Source organism: Candidatus Methylacidiphilales bacterium, from assembly GCA_033875315.1.
GTDB lineage: Bacteria > Verrucomicrobiota > Verrucomicrobiia > Methylacidiphilales > CAZTYG01 > JANRJG01.
The window spans coordinates 70874-84691 of sequence record JANRJG010000039.1; the positions used below are offsets into that span (position 1 = coordinate 70874).

Here is a 13818-nt window from a genome sequence, read left to right on the forward strand (position 1 = left end):
GATTGGCTTCGAGTAGACAAGAAAACCTGTAAATAGCACGCCTTGAATAGGATACAAGTGAAGGGAGGCTAGCGCTCTGCTTTGATGTTGAATGGCGGGGCGTATTTGGCGATCAATTTGATTTCAAGAAGGTCTCGGTCTGCAACCAGGCTTATGCCGTTATTCTTGAGTGTAGTTATTTCATCGTCGTGCTTGTGCTCCAGGTAAAATACGGCCCCCCATTTGGAAAGAAGATGCTTGGCTCTATGTAAATGGCTTTTGCTGACCCCATGCGAAGATTGACCGGACAGTCCCCTGAGAACTTGGTTGGTGGTCGCTCGAACATTTTCAGACAAATGGCCCTTCAGGCGTTTCTTTAGATTGGATGTTTTGCCAACGTAGATGACACCGCCAGCACCTTTACGTAGTGGGTTCGCGGTGTAGCTGAATTGAAACTGGATTTGCTTTTTGTTGGCCTTCTTTCCACTGGTTCGGCCATGAAGAATGATAATTTTTGATTTGGGGAGTTCAGATATAGGGAATACAAAAACATAAATGCCGGGATAGCTTGGCACATCAGCTAAATCTGTAATGGATGTCTCCCTCCAAGTGGAGTTCGCTTTGCCAAGTGACGCCACAAATCGGTCAAGATTCGGGCTGAGTGTGGTAGTTGCTCGCGTGGCGGCGATGTTTCCGGAAGCCATATAGTCAATTTGGCCGTTTTTCGATGAGATAAAACTTGGGTTTTCCGAAGAACTCATCTGTAAGTTTGTCGTTTACCTCTTTAAACCAAGTGTGCAGAAGGTTGCGGAATTCGGTGTCGGATTCACCGACGACGACCAGATAGACAGGTCCGACGTCTTTATTGACCCATTTCTGTTTGTAACGTTCCATTTGCCCGATGCAGCGGTCGAATTCAGCCACGCTATCAGACTCGAACGCCAGTTTGAGTTCGATGACGTGGGAATCTTGGATAACTAGATCGGCCTTGCCTTTGGCGATGCCGTATTGGGCAACTATGGGAACATCAAGAAGCTGGACTTGAAGCCAGGATTGGAGTTCCTGTTCGTATTGCTTTTCACTCAATCCGAAGACTGAGGGCTTCCATTTCTTCAGAAGACGTTCAATGCACTGATTGTCGTCCTCGAGCAACTGGGTATAGCGAGAAATCTTTTTCATCGTTCGATCAGGTTGCAGAACTGGTTGCGGCAAAAGTGATGCAAAGGGTTTGGTGGAGAGACTCAATGCCGGGGGCGTTGGTGTGCATCTCCAAATTCTCTTGAGCGCGCCAGTCGAAGGTGGCACAGATTTCTATGTCTTTGCGCGAGAGGTAGTGGGCGTGGATGAGGACTTCGCGGATTTGGTCGGTGTCTTCGGAATACTCGCGGTCGTCGGGGTCGTTGCTCTCTTCGAGGAAGCAGGCGTAAAGTTCCAAGATGATCGGGCGCATGTGCTCCTCGATGTTCGTCACTTCCAGCATCATCAGACCGATTTCCCGGTCGATACTGTCTTTGTCATTGAAGAACACAGTTCCACTTGGATGCGCGATTTTGTTTCTGCGCTTAACGAACTTTGCGAATTCACTGACTTGGGCATTTTCGCAGCCGATGAGCTTCAGAAATCGGAAAATTTGAGACTCCTTCAGTTTATCGTAGAACTTGAAAGGACTGTCTGCTTCTAAGAGCTTCATTTCAGATTCAATTTGGAATCCGATCAGCGCCTTCTTGAAGTCTGCTTCTCGGGCAAGACGTATCTGCCAAATCGAGAAGCTAACGTAGCTCATGTAGAGTAGGTGAAACGCTAGGCTCGCGAATTCGAATTTATTAGCATTGTAGTTGGACTCAAAGGCCTCCCATAGAAACTGAATGTAGTCCTGCTCGCTCCGGGTTTTGAAGGAGAGCGGTAGGTAGTTGCCAAGTTCGAGCGCTTCTTCCATGGCTCAAGCCTCTGGGGTGGTGGACGTTTCTTCGCCCCAGATGCGGGCGAGGATGGTTTGGATCTTTTGCTCGAAGCGGGTGATTAGTTCGCGGTTGGCTGCCACCAGTGCTTGCTCGGCCTCGATCTCGGCCACGATGGCTTGCTGCGTGGCGAGCGGTGGGAGTGGGATTTGAATAGCGCGCAGCTTTTCCTGATTGAGCTTGGGAACTGTGACGCCGGTAATGTGACGACTGAGGTCCATTTCGTTCAGCGCCGTGATAAGGTAAAGGTCGAGAAGTATAGTTCTTACAGGACGCAAGACATGGGCATGGTTGTTTACCCAAGTCTTACCAGAAATGGCGAATGCCGTTTTGTCGTGGGCTCCCCACTTCGCACCGTCTTCCCCCACGAGGACAAGGGGTTCATCGAAAAGATAATCCTCCACATAGTCTAGCACGCCAGTGGCCCCGTAATAAGGGAACGGGCCGGGCTTTCTGTCGGATTTCGTTATGGGACGACGTTTGCTGTCCAAAATCTCCACGCACTCGCCCAACTCCACCATCGGCCAGTCGGGGTGGATGGGGATGTGGGGGCGGTAGTGGTCGAGGACGGCGCGGGCGCCGTTGATGACTTTCTGGTAGCCCTCGATCTCCGCCACGATCTCCTTCTGCACCTCCAGCGGAGGAAGGGGGATTTGGAAGTTTTCGACGTAATCCCGAGGCACGCGCTGCAATCCGCCAGTCCCCGTCATTTGGGCAACGGCACTCTCGCGGAAGAGTGGATGCATTACGCAGAAGTATATCCATTCGGGCAGCACTTGGGCGCTCGGACGCAGGACGTAAAACTCACTGGAACCAAACCCAATGCCGTTGACGAGGTCGCGGGCAATTCCGGCTTTGCCGTTCTCGAAGCAAGGCGTGACCTTGGCGAGCAGAACGTCGTTGTCCTCAAAGTAGGTGTAGCTCGCGCCAACCTCGGACAAGGCCTTCTCGTCGCTGGCCTGAAATGAAATCCGATGTTCGTTGAGGTCCGCCATCGGGACGAAGGAAACGCGCGTGTCTGCGCTCCTTGCCATCACCTTGTTCTTGCTCGGATTGACCGCGCACACGTCTCCGATCCTGACCAATGGAAACTGGTGCTCACGGGCTCTACCCTCCCGATACCGCTCGCCGCTGAGGTTGTAGTCGCCGTTGGCGGCGATCTTTTCCTTTGGCACGATCAGGCCGGTGGTGAGGGTCAGCGTGTCGGTGGGCGCTTTGGCGCGCAGGGCTTCGAGGTAGGCGGTGAGTTCGACCTGGACCTGTGGGAGGTCGTTCTTCTCGATGGCGCGGCGCTGGGCGCCGAGGCCGAAGCCGTCGTTCTCCACTTTGAAGAAGGCGATGGTCCGCGCCTGCTTGGCGAGGCTCTTGTCGAGGAGGAGAATGCTGGTCTTCACCCCAGAGTAGGGATTGAAGCAACCCGCAGGCAGGGAAATGACGGCGACGAGGCAGGTGTCCACCAACATGCGGCGCAGCTCGGTATAGGCGGTCTGGCTCTGGAAGATGATGCCCTCTGGGACGATGATGCCGGCTCGGCCGCTGGGAGTGAGGTGCTCGGCCATGTAGTCCACGAAGAGGACTTCGCTGCGCTTGGCCTGGATGGAAAAACGTTTGTGGGGCTTGATGCCGCCCTTCGGGGACATGAAGGGCGGGTTGGCCAAAATGACGTCGGCGAATTCGTTCCATCGCTCCTCGGAGGTGAGGGTGTCGTATTCGTAGATGTGGGGATCGGTGAAGCCGTGCAGATAAAGGTTCACCAAGGAGAGGCGCACCATGTCGGGCGAGATATCGTAGCCCTTGAAATTTTGCGCGAGGCGGGCTTTGTCATCCGGGGTCAAGGTGCTATGCCCTTTCGCATCCTTGTTGCTTCGGAGGATATGCTTGTAGGCGGAGATCAAAAATCCGGCAGTTCCGCACGCGGGGTCGAGGATAGTTTCCCCCTTTTGTGGGTCGAGAACTTCAACCATGAAGTCGATGATGTGGCGTGGGGTGCGGAATTGTCCTGCGTCGCCCTGGGAGCCGAGTACGCTGAGGAGATACTCGAAGGCGTCGCCCAAGCGCTCGCTGTGGTCGTAGCGGAACTCGTCGATGATTTTGAGGAAGGCCTTGAGCGTCTCGGGATCGCGGTAGGGGAGGTAGGCGTTTTTGAAGATGTCCCGAAAAAGTGCGGGTATGCCGGGGTTTTCGGGCATCTTGGCAATGCCTTCGCTGTAGAGGCCGAGCATTTCGTGGCCGCCGAGCGATGGCGCCATGAGCTTGGCCCAGCCGTAGCGGGCATAGTCGCCGGTGAAGAATTTCCGTTTGCCGCCGAGTTCCTCGGACTCGGCGTCCATGTCGTCCATGAACTTGTAGATGAGGGCGATGGTGATCTGCTCGACCTGGGATTTGGGGTCGGGGACCTTGCCGACGAGGATGTCGCGGGCGGTGTCGATGCGGCGTTTGGTATCGGTGTCGAGCATGGCGGGATTCTAGGCGGCGAATTGGTTCAAGGAAACATAGTCCTTGATGTATTCGGGGATGAGGGTGCGGTATTTGGCCGGGACGGCCTTGAAATCCTTGGTGGAAAAAGCTGCGTGGGTGGCCAGATCGGTCAAGTGCCCGCCGTCGATAATATCCCGGACCCGTCCACTGGTGGCATAGGCCTTGAAGTAATTCTTGATAGCAGGAATGGCCTCGGCCTCCTCGGGTTTGGTGTCAGCCACGAATTTGGAGAATTCCTCCTCGAGCAATTCGTCCTTGGATTTGAAGCGGGGAATGAGGCCGAAGATTTTTTCCAGGATTTCCCGCAGGGTGAGACGGCGGTCGACCGCGGCGGCACGGCGGAGCTTATCGAGGGAGTAGTATTCGGTGGGTTTATCGAAAAGTTCCCGATTGACGTAGTCGATGACCCGATCCCATTGACCAGACTCAATGGAGGCGGCAATGAAATCATTCCCCCGCACGGTATCTTCGAACTTCTCGAAGAACATGCGATCGATTTTCATGCCTTCGGTGCCGATGGGCTCCTCTTTCATGGAAGCGAGGATGTCACTTCCCAGATGTTCATAGGCGCCGTCGATAACCGGGCCTCCTCCTCCGCCACCGGGCTCAACGCCGGTCCCGGGCTTGGGCAACTGGATGACTAGGTCGTAGGGGAACTTTTCCTCGAAGTATTCGCAGTTGGCGAAGAAGTCGAAAAGTTTGTAGGTGGTTTTGTGGGGGGACTTTATGGATTCCCTGAGAGCGGGGTCGTGGACCTTTTCGCGGAAGTCGTGAGGCCGGGTGCCACGCCCTTTGATCTGGATGAAGTCGGTAGGGGAGAAGATGGGACGGAAGAGGCCGAGGTTGAGGATGTCCGGGCAATCGTAGCCGGTGGTCATCATGCCTACGGTGACACAGACCCGGGCTTTGGAGGTTTTGTAGGACGGGTTGAAATGGCCCGAACCGAGGAGGTTGTTGTTGGTGAAGTTGATGGTGTGTTGCTGGGCTCCTTCGACCTGGGAGGTGACTTGGACGGCAAAGTCTGACTGGTATTTTCCGGGGAACATCCGGTCGGCCATTTGGTTGAGGATCTGGACCAGTTTGGCGGCATGGTTTTGACTGACGGCGAAGATGATGGATTTCCCAACTTCTCCACTGACGGGATCGCGGAGGGCATTTTCGAGAAAGGTTTTGCAGAGGAGATGGTTGGTGGCTTCGGAAAAGAAACGTCGCTCGAATTCACGCTGGCTGAAGGCCTCTTTGACGTCGTCTCCCGCATCATCCTTGAATTCGACGACAAATCCGTCGTCCGAAAGAAGTTGGGTGGTGACTTCGCTGCGCGCGTCGACCACGGTCGGATTGATGAGAAAACCGTCCTTGACCCCGTCGAGCAGGGAGTAACGGTAAGTGGGCTGGCCATCGCTGCATCCAAAGGTTCGGTAGGTGTCGAGGAGGAGGCGGCGTTCGAACTCCCGGGGGTCACGGGTGGTGGGTTTGGCCTTATTGAAGTTTTTCAGGTAATCGCGGGGCGTGGCGGTCAGGCCGAGCTTGTAGCCGATGAAGTAATCAAAGACCGCCCGAGCATTGCCGCCGATGGAGCGGTGGGCTTCGTCCGAGATGACGAGGTCAAAATCGGTGGGGGAAAAGAGACCCTGGTATTTGTTGTGGTGCAGGAAGGACTGGACCGTGCTGACGACAATTTCGGCGTGTCTCCAGTCGTTTCGGTTTTCCTTGTAAATGACGCTCTTGTAATCGTTGGCCAGAACCCTTTTAAAGGCCTTAAGGGCTTGGTCTTCCAATTCGAGACGGTCAACGAGGAAAAGAACCCGGCTGGCGTTTCCTGTGCGCAGGAATAGCTTGATGATGGCGGCGGAAACGAGGGTTTTTCCCGTTCCAGTGGCCATTTCAAGGAGGAACCGATCTTGACCCTTGGAGACGGCCGATTGGACCGCCGCGACGGCCTTCTTTTGGTAATGGCGGAGGAAGCGCAGGCTGTTGGCTTCAATGAAGCCGGGGCGTTCGGTTTCATTTTTCCACGCGGCCTCTGAGGCGTAATTCGGGCGCTGGGTAAGCACCACATAGTCTTCGCCCACGAGTTCATCGATGAGGCGTTGGGGGTTGGGGGTGGACTTCTGATATCCGGTGACGGAGGTGGGGGTGGGGAAAGTGGTGATGATGTAGGGATTGCCCCGTTCCAAGTCCCAGAAGTAGTGCAGGTTGCCATTGGACAGGATGACAAATCGGCAATTCTGTGATTTGGCGTATTTGCGGGCCTGTTCCTTCCCGACGAGAGGGTTCTTCTCCTCGGATTTGGCTTCGAGCACTAAAAAGGGAAAGCCTTTCTCGTTCAGTAGGAGGAAATCAATGAATCCCTTGCCCGCTTTTTCGAAGTTTACTCCCAAGGCGTCTAGGTCTTGGGATTTCAGGGTTACGCTGGGTTCGAGTTGGATATTTGCCGGGCCGTTGGCATCGGCAAAAAAGCGCCATCCTGCTGCTTCGAGCAGCTTATTGATTTTGATACGGGCGGCGGCTTCGGAAGGCATGAGCTGCGGAATGCCCACTAGTGTAAGGGAATCTAACCGGTTGCCAACGGGGAAATAGGAATGGAGCCTCTCCCTTCCGATTTTGAGGAGCAGACTTGCCAGAGATCTCGGTGAATAAGGCCAACTTTAACTGGGCGAGTATGAGGCTTAAAGTCAACGCATTTGATGTATTCGGAGGGTGGCGTAGGGCTTTAGGAGAAAAATGAGGATGGGCCCTTAGCTAATCAAGGGCCCATTGGGCGGTTGTTGAGAGCTGTCGAGGGGGACGGCGGGGGGTAGAGATTCAGGAAGGTGGGGGGGTGTGGCTGGAGCCGGAATCGAACCGGCGACACGTGGATTTTCAGTCCACTGCTCTACCAACTGAGCTATCCAGCCGTGGCCTTCGCGATGAAGCGAAGGGAAATTAAGCGTTGGAATCGGGACTTTGTAAAGCGTAGAAACGCGCATGCCGAAAAACAAAGGCCCGGACCTGATGAACCTACCCCGGGAGCAGTGGAGGGAATCCTCTTGGGTGCCCACAGCCAATCTCTTCGAGGCTTACGACTGGCGCGAGCTTTTCGGCAATGATCACCCGGTGGAAGTGGAGTTGGGTGCGGGTGATGGCGGATTCATCCTGGAAAAGGCCCGGCGGGAGCCGGGAAGGAACTTTTTCGCCCTTGAACGTCTTCTGGGCCGTGCACGCAAGATGGCCAAACGGGCACCGGAGCGCGGCCTGGGCAACTTCAAGGTTTTGCGGCTGGAATCCGCCTATTTCATCGAGCGGCTGTGCCCGTGTGCCTCGGTCGATGTGGTCCATATCATGTTTCCCGACCCCTGGCCCAAAAAGCGCCACCACAAACACCGCCTTATCCAGCCTCCTTTTTTGGACCACCTGCGCAGTGTGATCAAACCGGGGGGCGAGGTCCGGTTCACCACCGACCATGAGGACTATTTCCTTTGGTCGATGGAGCATTGGCAGCAGGCGCCCGGCTGGAAATCCCTCGGAAGTTGGGATGCGACAGGCGATCCACGCACCGATTTTGAGTTGGGTTTTATGGAGGAGGGGCGCGTTTTCCACCGGCACCGATGGGGGCTTGCCTGATTATAATTCATTGCACCACAAGGTTTAATGAACGTTCTTTTCATTCATTAGCTTTCGCCCTATATTGACCGTTTTGCCGCAACATCCTATGAAGCGCCTCTCCTACAGTGAACCCGGGTTTCAAGAACGCCTGAAGCAGTTTGACCGAACCTACCAATCCAACCCCGAGGTCGTCCAAAGTGTCCGGCAAATCATCGCCGAGGTCCGCCAGCGCGGTGATCGGGGCCTGATCGAGATCCACAACCGCTACACCTCGGTTCCCTTGGAGCGTGCCGATCTCACGCTCAAAACCAAACCCAAGCTCCCGCCTGTCGCGGTGCGCGAGGCCCTGAAAAAAGCCATGCGCAATGTGGAAAAATTCTATCAAAACCGTGTGCCTCAATCGTGGTCCGGTCGCAACAGTGAGGGCGCGGAAGTGGGTGAAAATTACCAACCGCTGGAGCGTGTCGGGATCTATGTACCCGGGGGCACGGCCCCGCTTGTCTCTTCGGCCATCATGACCGTCACCCTGGCTCGGGTCGCGCGGGTGCCGGAAATCGTGGTCTGCTCGCCCGGCCCGGTCGCACCCGCCCTGCACTACGCCCTCCGTTTCGCCGGTGCGACGGAAATCCATCAGGTGGGTGGCGCCCAGGCGATCGCCGCAATGGCCTACGGCACCGAAACGATCCGCCCGGTGGTCAAGGTCTTCGGGCCCGGCAACGCCTATGTCACCGAGGCCAAGCGCCAGGTCTTCGGACGGGTCGGGGTCGATCTTCTCCCCGGTCCGAGCGAGATCGCGGTCCTGGCCGACAAGACGGCCAAGCCCGCATTCCTTGCGGCGGATCTTCTGGCCCAGGCCGAACACGGCCCCGGCAGCCAGATCTTCCTCATCACCCCGGAAAAGAAGATCCTCGAAGCGGTCGCCACGGAAATCGAAAAACAAATGTCCACGCTCTCGCGCCAACAATTTCTGCGTGAAACGCTGAACCTCGGGTGTTCCCTCATCCTGGTCAAGAACCTCAAACAGGGCGTCGAGATTGTCGAAGCCATCGCCCCGGAGCATCTCTCGCTCTGCTGTTCCGGCGCCAAGACCCTGGCCCGCACGATCCGCAACTGCGGCGGCATCTTTGTCGGCGACTTCTCACCGGTGGCCGCAGGTGACTACGCGGCCGGGCCGAGCCACGAATTACCGACCGGCGGGGCCGGCAAAACCTTCAGCGGGCTGACCATCGACCAGTTCGTCCGTCGGACCAGTATTGTCTGCTACGACCGCAAGGCCTTGGGCCGTGCTCGCCGGACGGTGGAAACCCTGGCCGCCACCGAGGGCATGGATGCCCACCTCGAATCCGTTGCTGTCCGCTTCCGCAAATGAAAAGCCGCACCGCCACAATCAAGCGGGACACCGCCGAAACGAAGATCCGGTTGTCGCTCAACGTCGACGGTTCCGGGAAATCCGACATCCGCACGGGCATCGGTTTCTTCGACCACATGCTCACTCTCTTCTCCAAGCACGCCAACATGGACCTCAGCGTGGTTTGCCAGGGCGACCTCCAGGTCGATTACCACCACACGGTGGAGGATGTGGGCATTGCCCTCGGTTCCGCGCTCAAACAGGCCCTTGGCGACAAGAAAGGGATCGTACGTTACGGTTTTTTCTATCTTCCGATGGATGAAACCCTCACCCGGGTGGTGCTCGACCTGAGCAACCGCGTTTACCTCGAATACCGCGTCCCGGGGAAAACACGGAAAGCCGGGGATTTCCCCATGACCTTGGTGGAGGAATTCATGCGCGCGTTCGCCAACAACGCCGCCATGAACCTGCACATCGAATTGCTTTACGGACGTGATGCCCACCACATTGCCGAGTCGGTCTTCAAGGGACTGGCCCGCGCCCTTGACATGGCCTGCCGCCGCGACCCCCGGGTCAAAGGCCTGCCCAGCACCAAGGGCAAGCTCTGATCGGGTTCCGTCCGTTTGGTGGGCAGTGGGCCGGGATATCCCGGCATTGCCACGCGGGCGGGCGGCGTTAGTATGGGAACCATGAAGGTCGGGTTGATTGATTACGGCCGCGGGAATCTCCACAGCGTGACCAAGGCCCTTGCCCGCGTCGGCTGCCAAGTGTCGCGCGTGTCCCGCTCGGATGAATTCTCCACTTGTGAGGGTCTGGTTCTCCCGGGCGTCGGGGCGTTTGGCGATGCCATGAATGCCCTGGACCGGCAGGACCTGCGCGCGCCGATTGTGGATTGGCTGGCCTCCGGCAAACCCTTCCTGGGAATCTGTCTTGGCTATCAATTGATGTTCGCCGAGGGCGAGGAATCGCCCGGTGTTCGGGGCCTGGGTTGGCTGCCGGGTCAGGTCGTGCTTTTCCCTCCTTCCGTGGGCAAGATCCCCCACATGGGTTGGAACCGGGTCACCTTCCGGGAGGCTTCCGGGTTGGCTCCGGCCGGCGGCTCGGATTATTTCTATCATGTGCACTCCTTTTACCCGGATGCCGTGGCCGATGGTGACACTGCCTGCACCACCACCTACGGCGGGGTGACCTTTGCCAGCGGCATCCGCCGCGGGGCCGTGGCCGGTTTCCAGTTCCACCCCGAGAAGAGCCAGGCCGCCGGTCTGGCATTGCTCAATGCCTACTTTGAGTCGGTCGGTGCGGGGGTTCCCGCCTGAACCGGCCGCACCCGCGCCCTGCTCACCCAACTGACCCAACGGTTCCTTTATGTTGAAAAAAATCCTGATGGTCGTGGGCGTCCTGGCCTTGTTGCTGTTGGTGGCTGCGGTTGGAGGCGTCTTCCTTGTCCTTTCCCAGCTCAACTCTGATGCCACCCGCGAAAAGCTGCGCACGGGCGTTTCGCAGGCCCTTGGGACGGAAATCCGCATCGCCGGCCACAAGATCGGACTGCTCGGTTCGGCCGAGGTGGACGGCCTGGTGGTGCCCAACGCCCCACCGAACGAATCATCCCCGCTGCTCTCGCTCGGTCATGCCGGGGCCCGCATCAATCTTTGGTCGGTCTTCAAGGGCAAGCCGGTGGTCAAAAGCGTCGAAATCCGCGATTTGCAGATCGAGATCCATCAGAATGGCAATGGCTCCATCGACCTTCCCTTCAAGACCCAAACCGGGAATGCGACAGACACCCCCAAACAGCCATCCACTGGATCCAATCCGGAAGCCGCCGGGGAATTGCAGGCCTTGGAGGCGCTGGTGGAATCCGTCAGCATCTCCAAGTCGGGGGCCAAGGTCTTTGATCCCGACAACAAGCTCGTCGCCTCGGTCCAGGGACTCGGAGTCGAAGGCTCGGCCCGCTGGTCCGGGGGCAAGCCCTCGGCCGACCTCCGGGTCGAAATGGACGCACTCGAAGCCGCTCCCGGCATCAGGATTTCCCGTCTCCGCACCCCTTTGCAATTCACCGACGGACAGGTGACCCTCCCGGCCTTCACCGGCTCGCTCGCCGGGGGCACGGTCGGGGGTAAAATCCAAGTGGCACTCCTGGATCCCGGGCGGGCCTTCGAGACCACATTGGCGGTCAAGGACAGCGCGGTGGGCGACCTGCTGCGCGACCTGGCTGGGCCACCGGACTTGCTCACTGGCACGCTCCAGCTGGACTTCCAGGGCAACGGCACCCTCAACGCCCCCAAAGACCTCGGCGGACAGGGCACCCTCGACATCAAGAATCCGGTCGTCGGCAAACTGAAGAATTTCCCCGTCCCGGGCATCCTCGTCGGCATCCCGCCCTTGCAAACCGGTGAGTTCGACAGCCTCAAGGGCAACTACCGCATCGCCGGACAAAAAGTACTGGTCGACGAACTCCACCTTGTCGGCAAGGGGGTCAAGTTGCATCTCAACGGCGAGGTCGGTTTTGACAAACAGCTCAACCTTAAAGGACGGCTGAAGATCGATTCCAGTCCCGTGGGCAAGGTTGCCGATATCGCCCAAGGTTTTCTCAAAGGACTCCTCGGGGGCAAAAAAAAGGAAGAAGCCCCGCCGGAGAATCCCGATACACCGGCCTCGGCCACGCTCAGGGAAGGCATCCCGTTCTCTGTCACCGGCCCATCGGAAAAACCTGTCATCCGGCCCGAGGGAGGCGATCCTTTCAACATCATCCCGATGGTGGCCAAGACCCTGGGGTTCGATTTGGCACCGAGTACACAGACGGCAACGATTCCTGAGGACGCGGCCGCTCCCACACCAGCCGACCCATTGTCCGCTCCTGCCACGCCGGCTCCCGAATCCGTACCGGTTACGCCTTGATTCTGACTGCCCTGGTGTCCCGGGGTGGATTCTTTGATTTCACCCTATGCGCGGGCCACGGCCTGCGTTAAAAAGGAAGGCTCGATGAAGAGTATGACCGGGTTTGGATCGTCGGAGGCCAGTGCCTGCGGACGGAAGTTGGTGGTGGAAATCAGCTCGATCAACAGCAAGAAAGGTCTCGACCTACAGTTCAACCTTCCGCGCGAACTGGCTTCGCTGGAAAACGCGTTGCGAACCCAGGTCCAGCAATCCGCCGCCCGTGGGCGGATCACCGTGGAGGTGGCCTGGCGGGCCGAGCAGAAGGACGCGGTGCCGGCGCTCCAAGTGAACACCGTGTTGCTCGGCGAGTACCGCAGCCGCATCCGGGCGGCGGCGAAGTCGTTGAAGGTGGAAGGCGAAGCCACGCTGGATTTTCTTCTCAAACTCCCCGGGGTGATGGAAGACACGCGCGGGGTGACCGATCCGGGTGAGTTTCTCGCACCGCTGACAAAAACCCTGACCCGTGCCCTGGCCGCCTGGGACAAATCGCGCGAACGCGAGGGCGACTTCCTGGCCCGCGATCTGGCGGCCAAGTTCCGCTTTCTGGCCGAGCAGGCCGATGGGGTTGAGGAACGCAAGGGTCCGCACTTGGCGGCCCACCGCTCGGCCCTCTTCAAGCGCATCGAGGAGGCCGGGATTCCGGTGGCCCTGGATGACGAGCGACTGCTCAAGGAGGTGGCCCTCTTCGCCGACCGCAGTGACATCTCCGAGGAACTGACCCGTTTGCGGGCCCATTTCAAGGAAGCCGCACGTCTCTTGAAATCACCCGAGCCGGCCGGGCGCAACCTGGATTTCCTCCTGCAGGAGATCGGTCGCGAGATCAATACCATCGGGAGCAAGGGCAATGATGTGGAGATTTCGCGGCGCGTGGTGGCGATGAAGACGGAACTGGAAAAAATCCGGGAACAGGTCCAGAACTTGGAATGAATTTCACCCGACAGGGGATCCTTTTCGTGGTTTCGGCCCCATCCGGCACAGGCAAATCCACCCTCTGTTCGAACCTGCGCAAAACCCCGGACTTCGTTTTTTCCGTCTCCTGCACCACCCGCCCGGCCCGGCCCGGGGAGACCGACGGCGAGGACTATCATTTCATCAGCGTGGCCGAGTTCCAGCAGCGCATCGCCGGCGGGGAATTCCTCGAGCATGCACTTGTCCATGGCAACCATTACGGCACCCTCCGCTCCCGAGTGCTTGAGCACCTGCAGGCGGGCCGCGATGTGCTGCTCGATATCGACATTGCCGGCGCGCGTCAAATCCGGGCCTGCGACGATCCCCACATCCAGGCCAGCCTGGCCGACGTGTTCATCATGCCGCCGACACTCGAGGAACTGGAGCGACGCCTGCGCCGGCGAGGCACCGAGACCGAAGCCCAGATCCAGACCCGCATGGGCAACGCCCGGTCGGAAATCGAGGCCTGGAAGGAATACCGTTACACCTTGCTCAGCGAGAGCATGGAGGAAGATCTGGCCAAGTTCCGTGCCATCATGAAGGCCGAGCGCTATAAAAGTGCCCGCTTGGGCTTGAATCGAAGTTGAT

12 protein-coding genes and 1 tRNA gene are annotated in these 13818 nt (G+C 58.0%); 7 read left to right on the plus strand and 6 right to left on the minus strand.

The genetic code is table 11. The annotated features are described in order from the left end of the window. Nucleotides 1–68: 68 nt before the first annotated feature. From SFU85_12195 to SFU85_12220, 6 genes are all read right to left on the minus strand, one after another. A complete protein-coding gene (locus SFU85_12195; GenBank protein MDX6767537.1) occupies nucleotides 69–683 on the minus strand; it encodes a GIY-YIG nuclease family protein in 615 nt (204 codons plus the stop codon). Between the two features lie 4 nt (nucleotides 684–687). Continuing rightward, nucleotides 688–1158 (minus strand): hypothetical protein, encoded by a 471-nt coding sequence (locus tag SFU85_12200; protein MDX6767538.1) that lies wholly within the window; start codon nucleotides 1156–1158, stop codon nucleotides 688–690. A 7-nt stretch (nucleotides 1159–1165) separates the two neighbouring features. Beyond that, nucleotides 1166–1915, minus strand: coding sequence for a hypothetical protein (locus tag SFU85_12205; protein ID MDX6767539.1), 750 nt, complete (start codon nucleotides 1913–1915; stop codon nucleotides 1166–1168). Nucleotides 1916–1918: 3 nt separating this feature from the next. After that, nucleotides 1919–4393, minus strand: coding sequence for an N-6 DNA methylase (locus tag SFU85_12210; GenBank protein MDX6767540.1), 2475 nt, complete (start codon nucleotides 4391–4393; stop codon nucleotides 1919–1921). Nucleotides 4394–4402: 9 nt separating this feature from the next. After that, on the minus strand, nucleotides 4403–6937 hold the full coding sequence (locus SFU85_12215) for a DEAD/DEAH box helicase family protein (protein MDX6767541.1): 2535 nt from the start codon (nucleotides 6935–6937) through the stop codon (nucleotides 4403–4405). Between the two features lie 302 nt (nucleotides 6938–7239). Further along, nucleotides 7240–7312 (minus strand) — tRNA-Phe (locus SFU85_12220). A gap of 70 nt (nucleotides 7313–7382) precedes the next feature. On the opposite strand from SFU85_12220, the gene trmB reads away from it, so the two are divergent. The 7 genes from trmB (at nucleotide 7383) to gmk (ending at nucleotide 13817) form a co-directional block, all read left to right on the plus strand. Further along, entirely contained in the window at nucleotides 7383–8018 is a 636-nt protein-coding gene (gene trmB / locus SFU85_12225) for a tRNA (guanosine(46)-N7)-methyltransferase TrmB (GenBank protein ID MDX6767542.1), read from the plus strand. A gap of 88 nt (nucleotides 8019–8106) precedes the next feature. After that, nucleotides 8107–9369: a histidinol dehydrogenase gene (gene hisD / locus SFU85_12230; protein ID MDX6767543.1), complete on the plus strand. Its 1263-nt coding sequence runs from the start codon at nucleotides 8107–8109 to the stop codon at nucleotides 9367–9369. Beyond that, complete coding sequence (hisB, locus tag SFU85_12235) at nucleotides 9366–9956, plus strand: imidazoleglycerol-phosphate dehydratase HisB (GenBank protein MDX6767544.1); 591 nt, start codon at nucleotides 9366–9368, stop codon at nucleotides 9954–9956. The genes hisD and hisB overlap by 4 nt, the downstream gene beginning before the upstream one ends. A gap of 81 nt (nucleotides 9957–10037) precedes the next feature. Beyond that, nucleotides 10038–10664 carry an imidazole glycerol phosphate synthase subunit HisH gene (hisH, locus tag SFU85_12240; protein MDX6767545.1) on the plus strand — a complete coding sequence of 209 codons (627 nt, stop codon included), beginning with the start codon at nucleotides 10038–10040 and terminating at the stop codon, nucleotides 10662–10664. A gap of 49 nt (nucleotides 10665–10713) precedes the next feature. Further along, complete coding sequence (locus tag SFU85_12245) at nucleotides 10714–12243, plus strand: AsmA-like C-terminal region-containing protein (protein MDX6767546.1); 1530 nt, start codon at nucleotides 10714–10716, stop codon at nucleotides 12241–12243. 84 nt (nucleotides 12244–12327) lie between these two features. Next, complete coding sequence (locus tag SFU85_12250; protein MDX6767547.1) at nucleotides 12328–13209, plus strand: YicC/YloC family endoribonuclease; 882 nt, start codon at nucleotides 12328–12330, stop codon at nucleotides 13207–13209. Continuing rightward, entirely contained in the window at nucleotides 13206–13817 is a 612-nt protein-coding gene (gene gmk, locus SFU85_12255; protein ID MDX6767548.1) for a guanylate kinase, read from the plus strand. The genes SFU85_12250 and gmk overlap by 4 nt, the downstream gene beginning before the upstream one ends. Nucleotide 13818: the final 1 nt, after the last annotated feature.

Coding starts and splice junctions, on each gene's coding strand:
- hisB (MDX6767544.1), top strand. CDS start 9,366: ATGAAAAGCCGCACCGCCACAATCAAGCGGGACACCGCCGAAACGAAG.
- SFU85_12195 (MDX6767537.1), bottom strand. CDS start 683: ATGGCTTCCGGAAACATCGCCGCCACGCGAGCAACTACCACACTCAGC.
- gmk (MDX6767548.1), top strand. CDS start 13,206: ATGAATTTCACCCGACAGGGGATCCTTTTCGTGGTTTCGGCCCCATCC.
- hisD (MDX6767543.1), top strand. CDS start 8,107: ATGAAGCGCCTCTCCTACAGTGAACCCGGGTTTCAAGAACGCCTGAAG.
- SFU85_12245 (MDX6767546.1), top strand. CDS start 10,714: ATGTTGAAAAAAATCCTGATGGTCGTGGGCGTCCTGGCCTTGTTGCTG.
- trmB (MDX6767542.1), top strand. CDS start 7,383: ATGCCGAAAAACAAAGGCCCGGACCTGATGAACCTACCCCGGGAGCAG.
- SFU85_12250 (MDX6767547.1), top strand. CDS start 12,328: ATGAAGAGTATGACCGGGTTTGGATCGTCGGAGGCCAGTGCCTGCGGA.
- SFU85_12210 (MDX6767540.1), bottom strand. CDS start 4,393: ATGCTCGACACCGATACCAAACGCCGCATCGACACCGCCCGCGACATC.
- SFU85_12215 (MDX6767541.1), bottom strand. CDS start 6,937: ATGCCTTCCGAAGCCGCCGCCCGTATCAAAATCAATAAGCTGCTCGAA.
- hisH (MDX6767545.1), top strand. CDS start 10,038: ATGAAGGTCGGGTTGATTGATTACGGCCGCGGGAATCTCCACAGCGTG.
- SFU85_12205 (MDX6767539.1), bottom strand. CDS start 1,915: ATGGAAGAAGCGCTCGAACTTGGCAACTACCTACCGCTCTCCTTCAAA.
- SFU85_12200 (MDX6767538.1), bottom strand. CDS start 1,158: ATGAAAAAGATTTCTCGCTATACCCAGTTGCTCGAGGACGACAATCAG.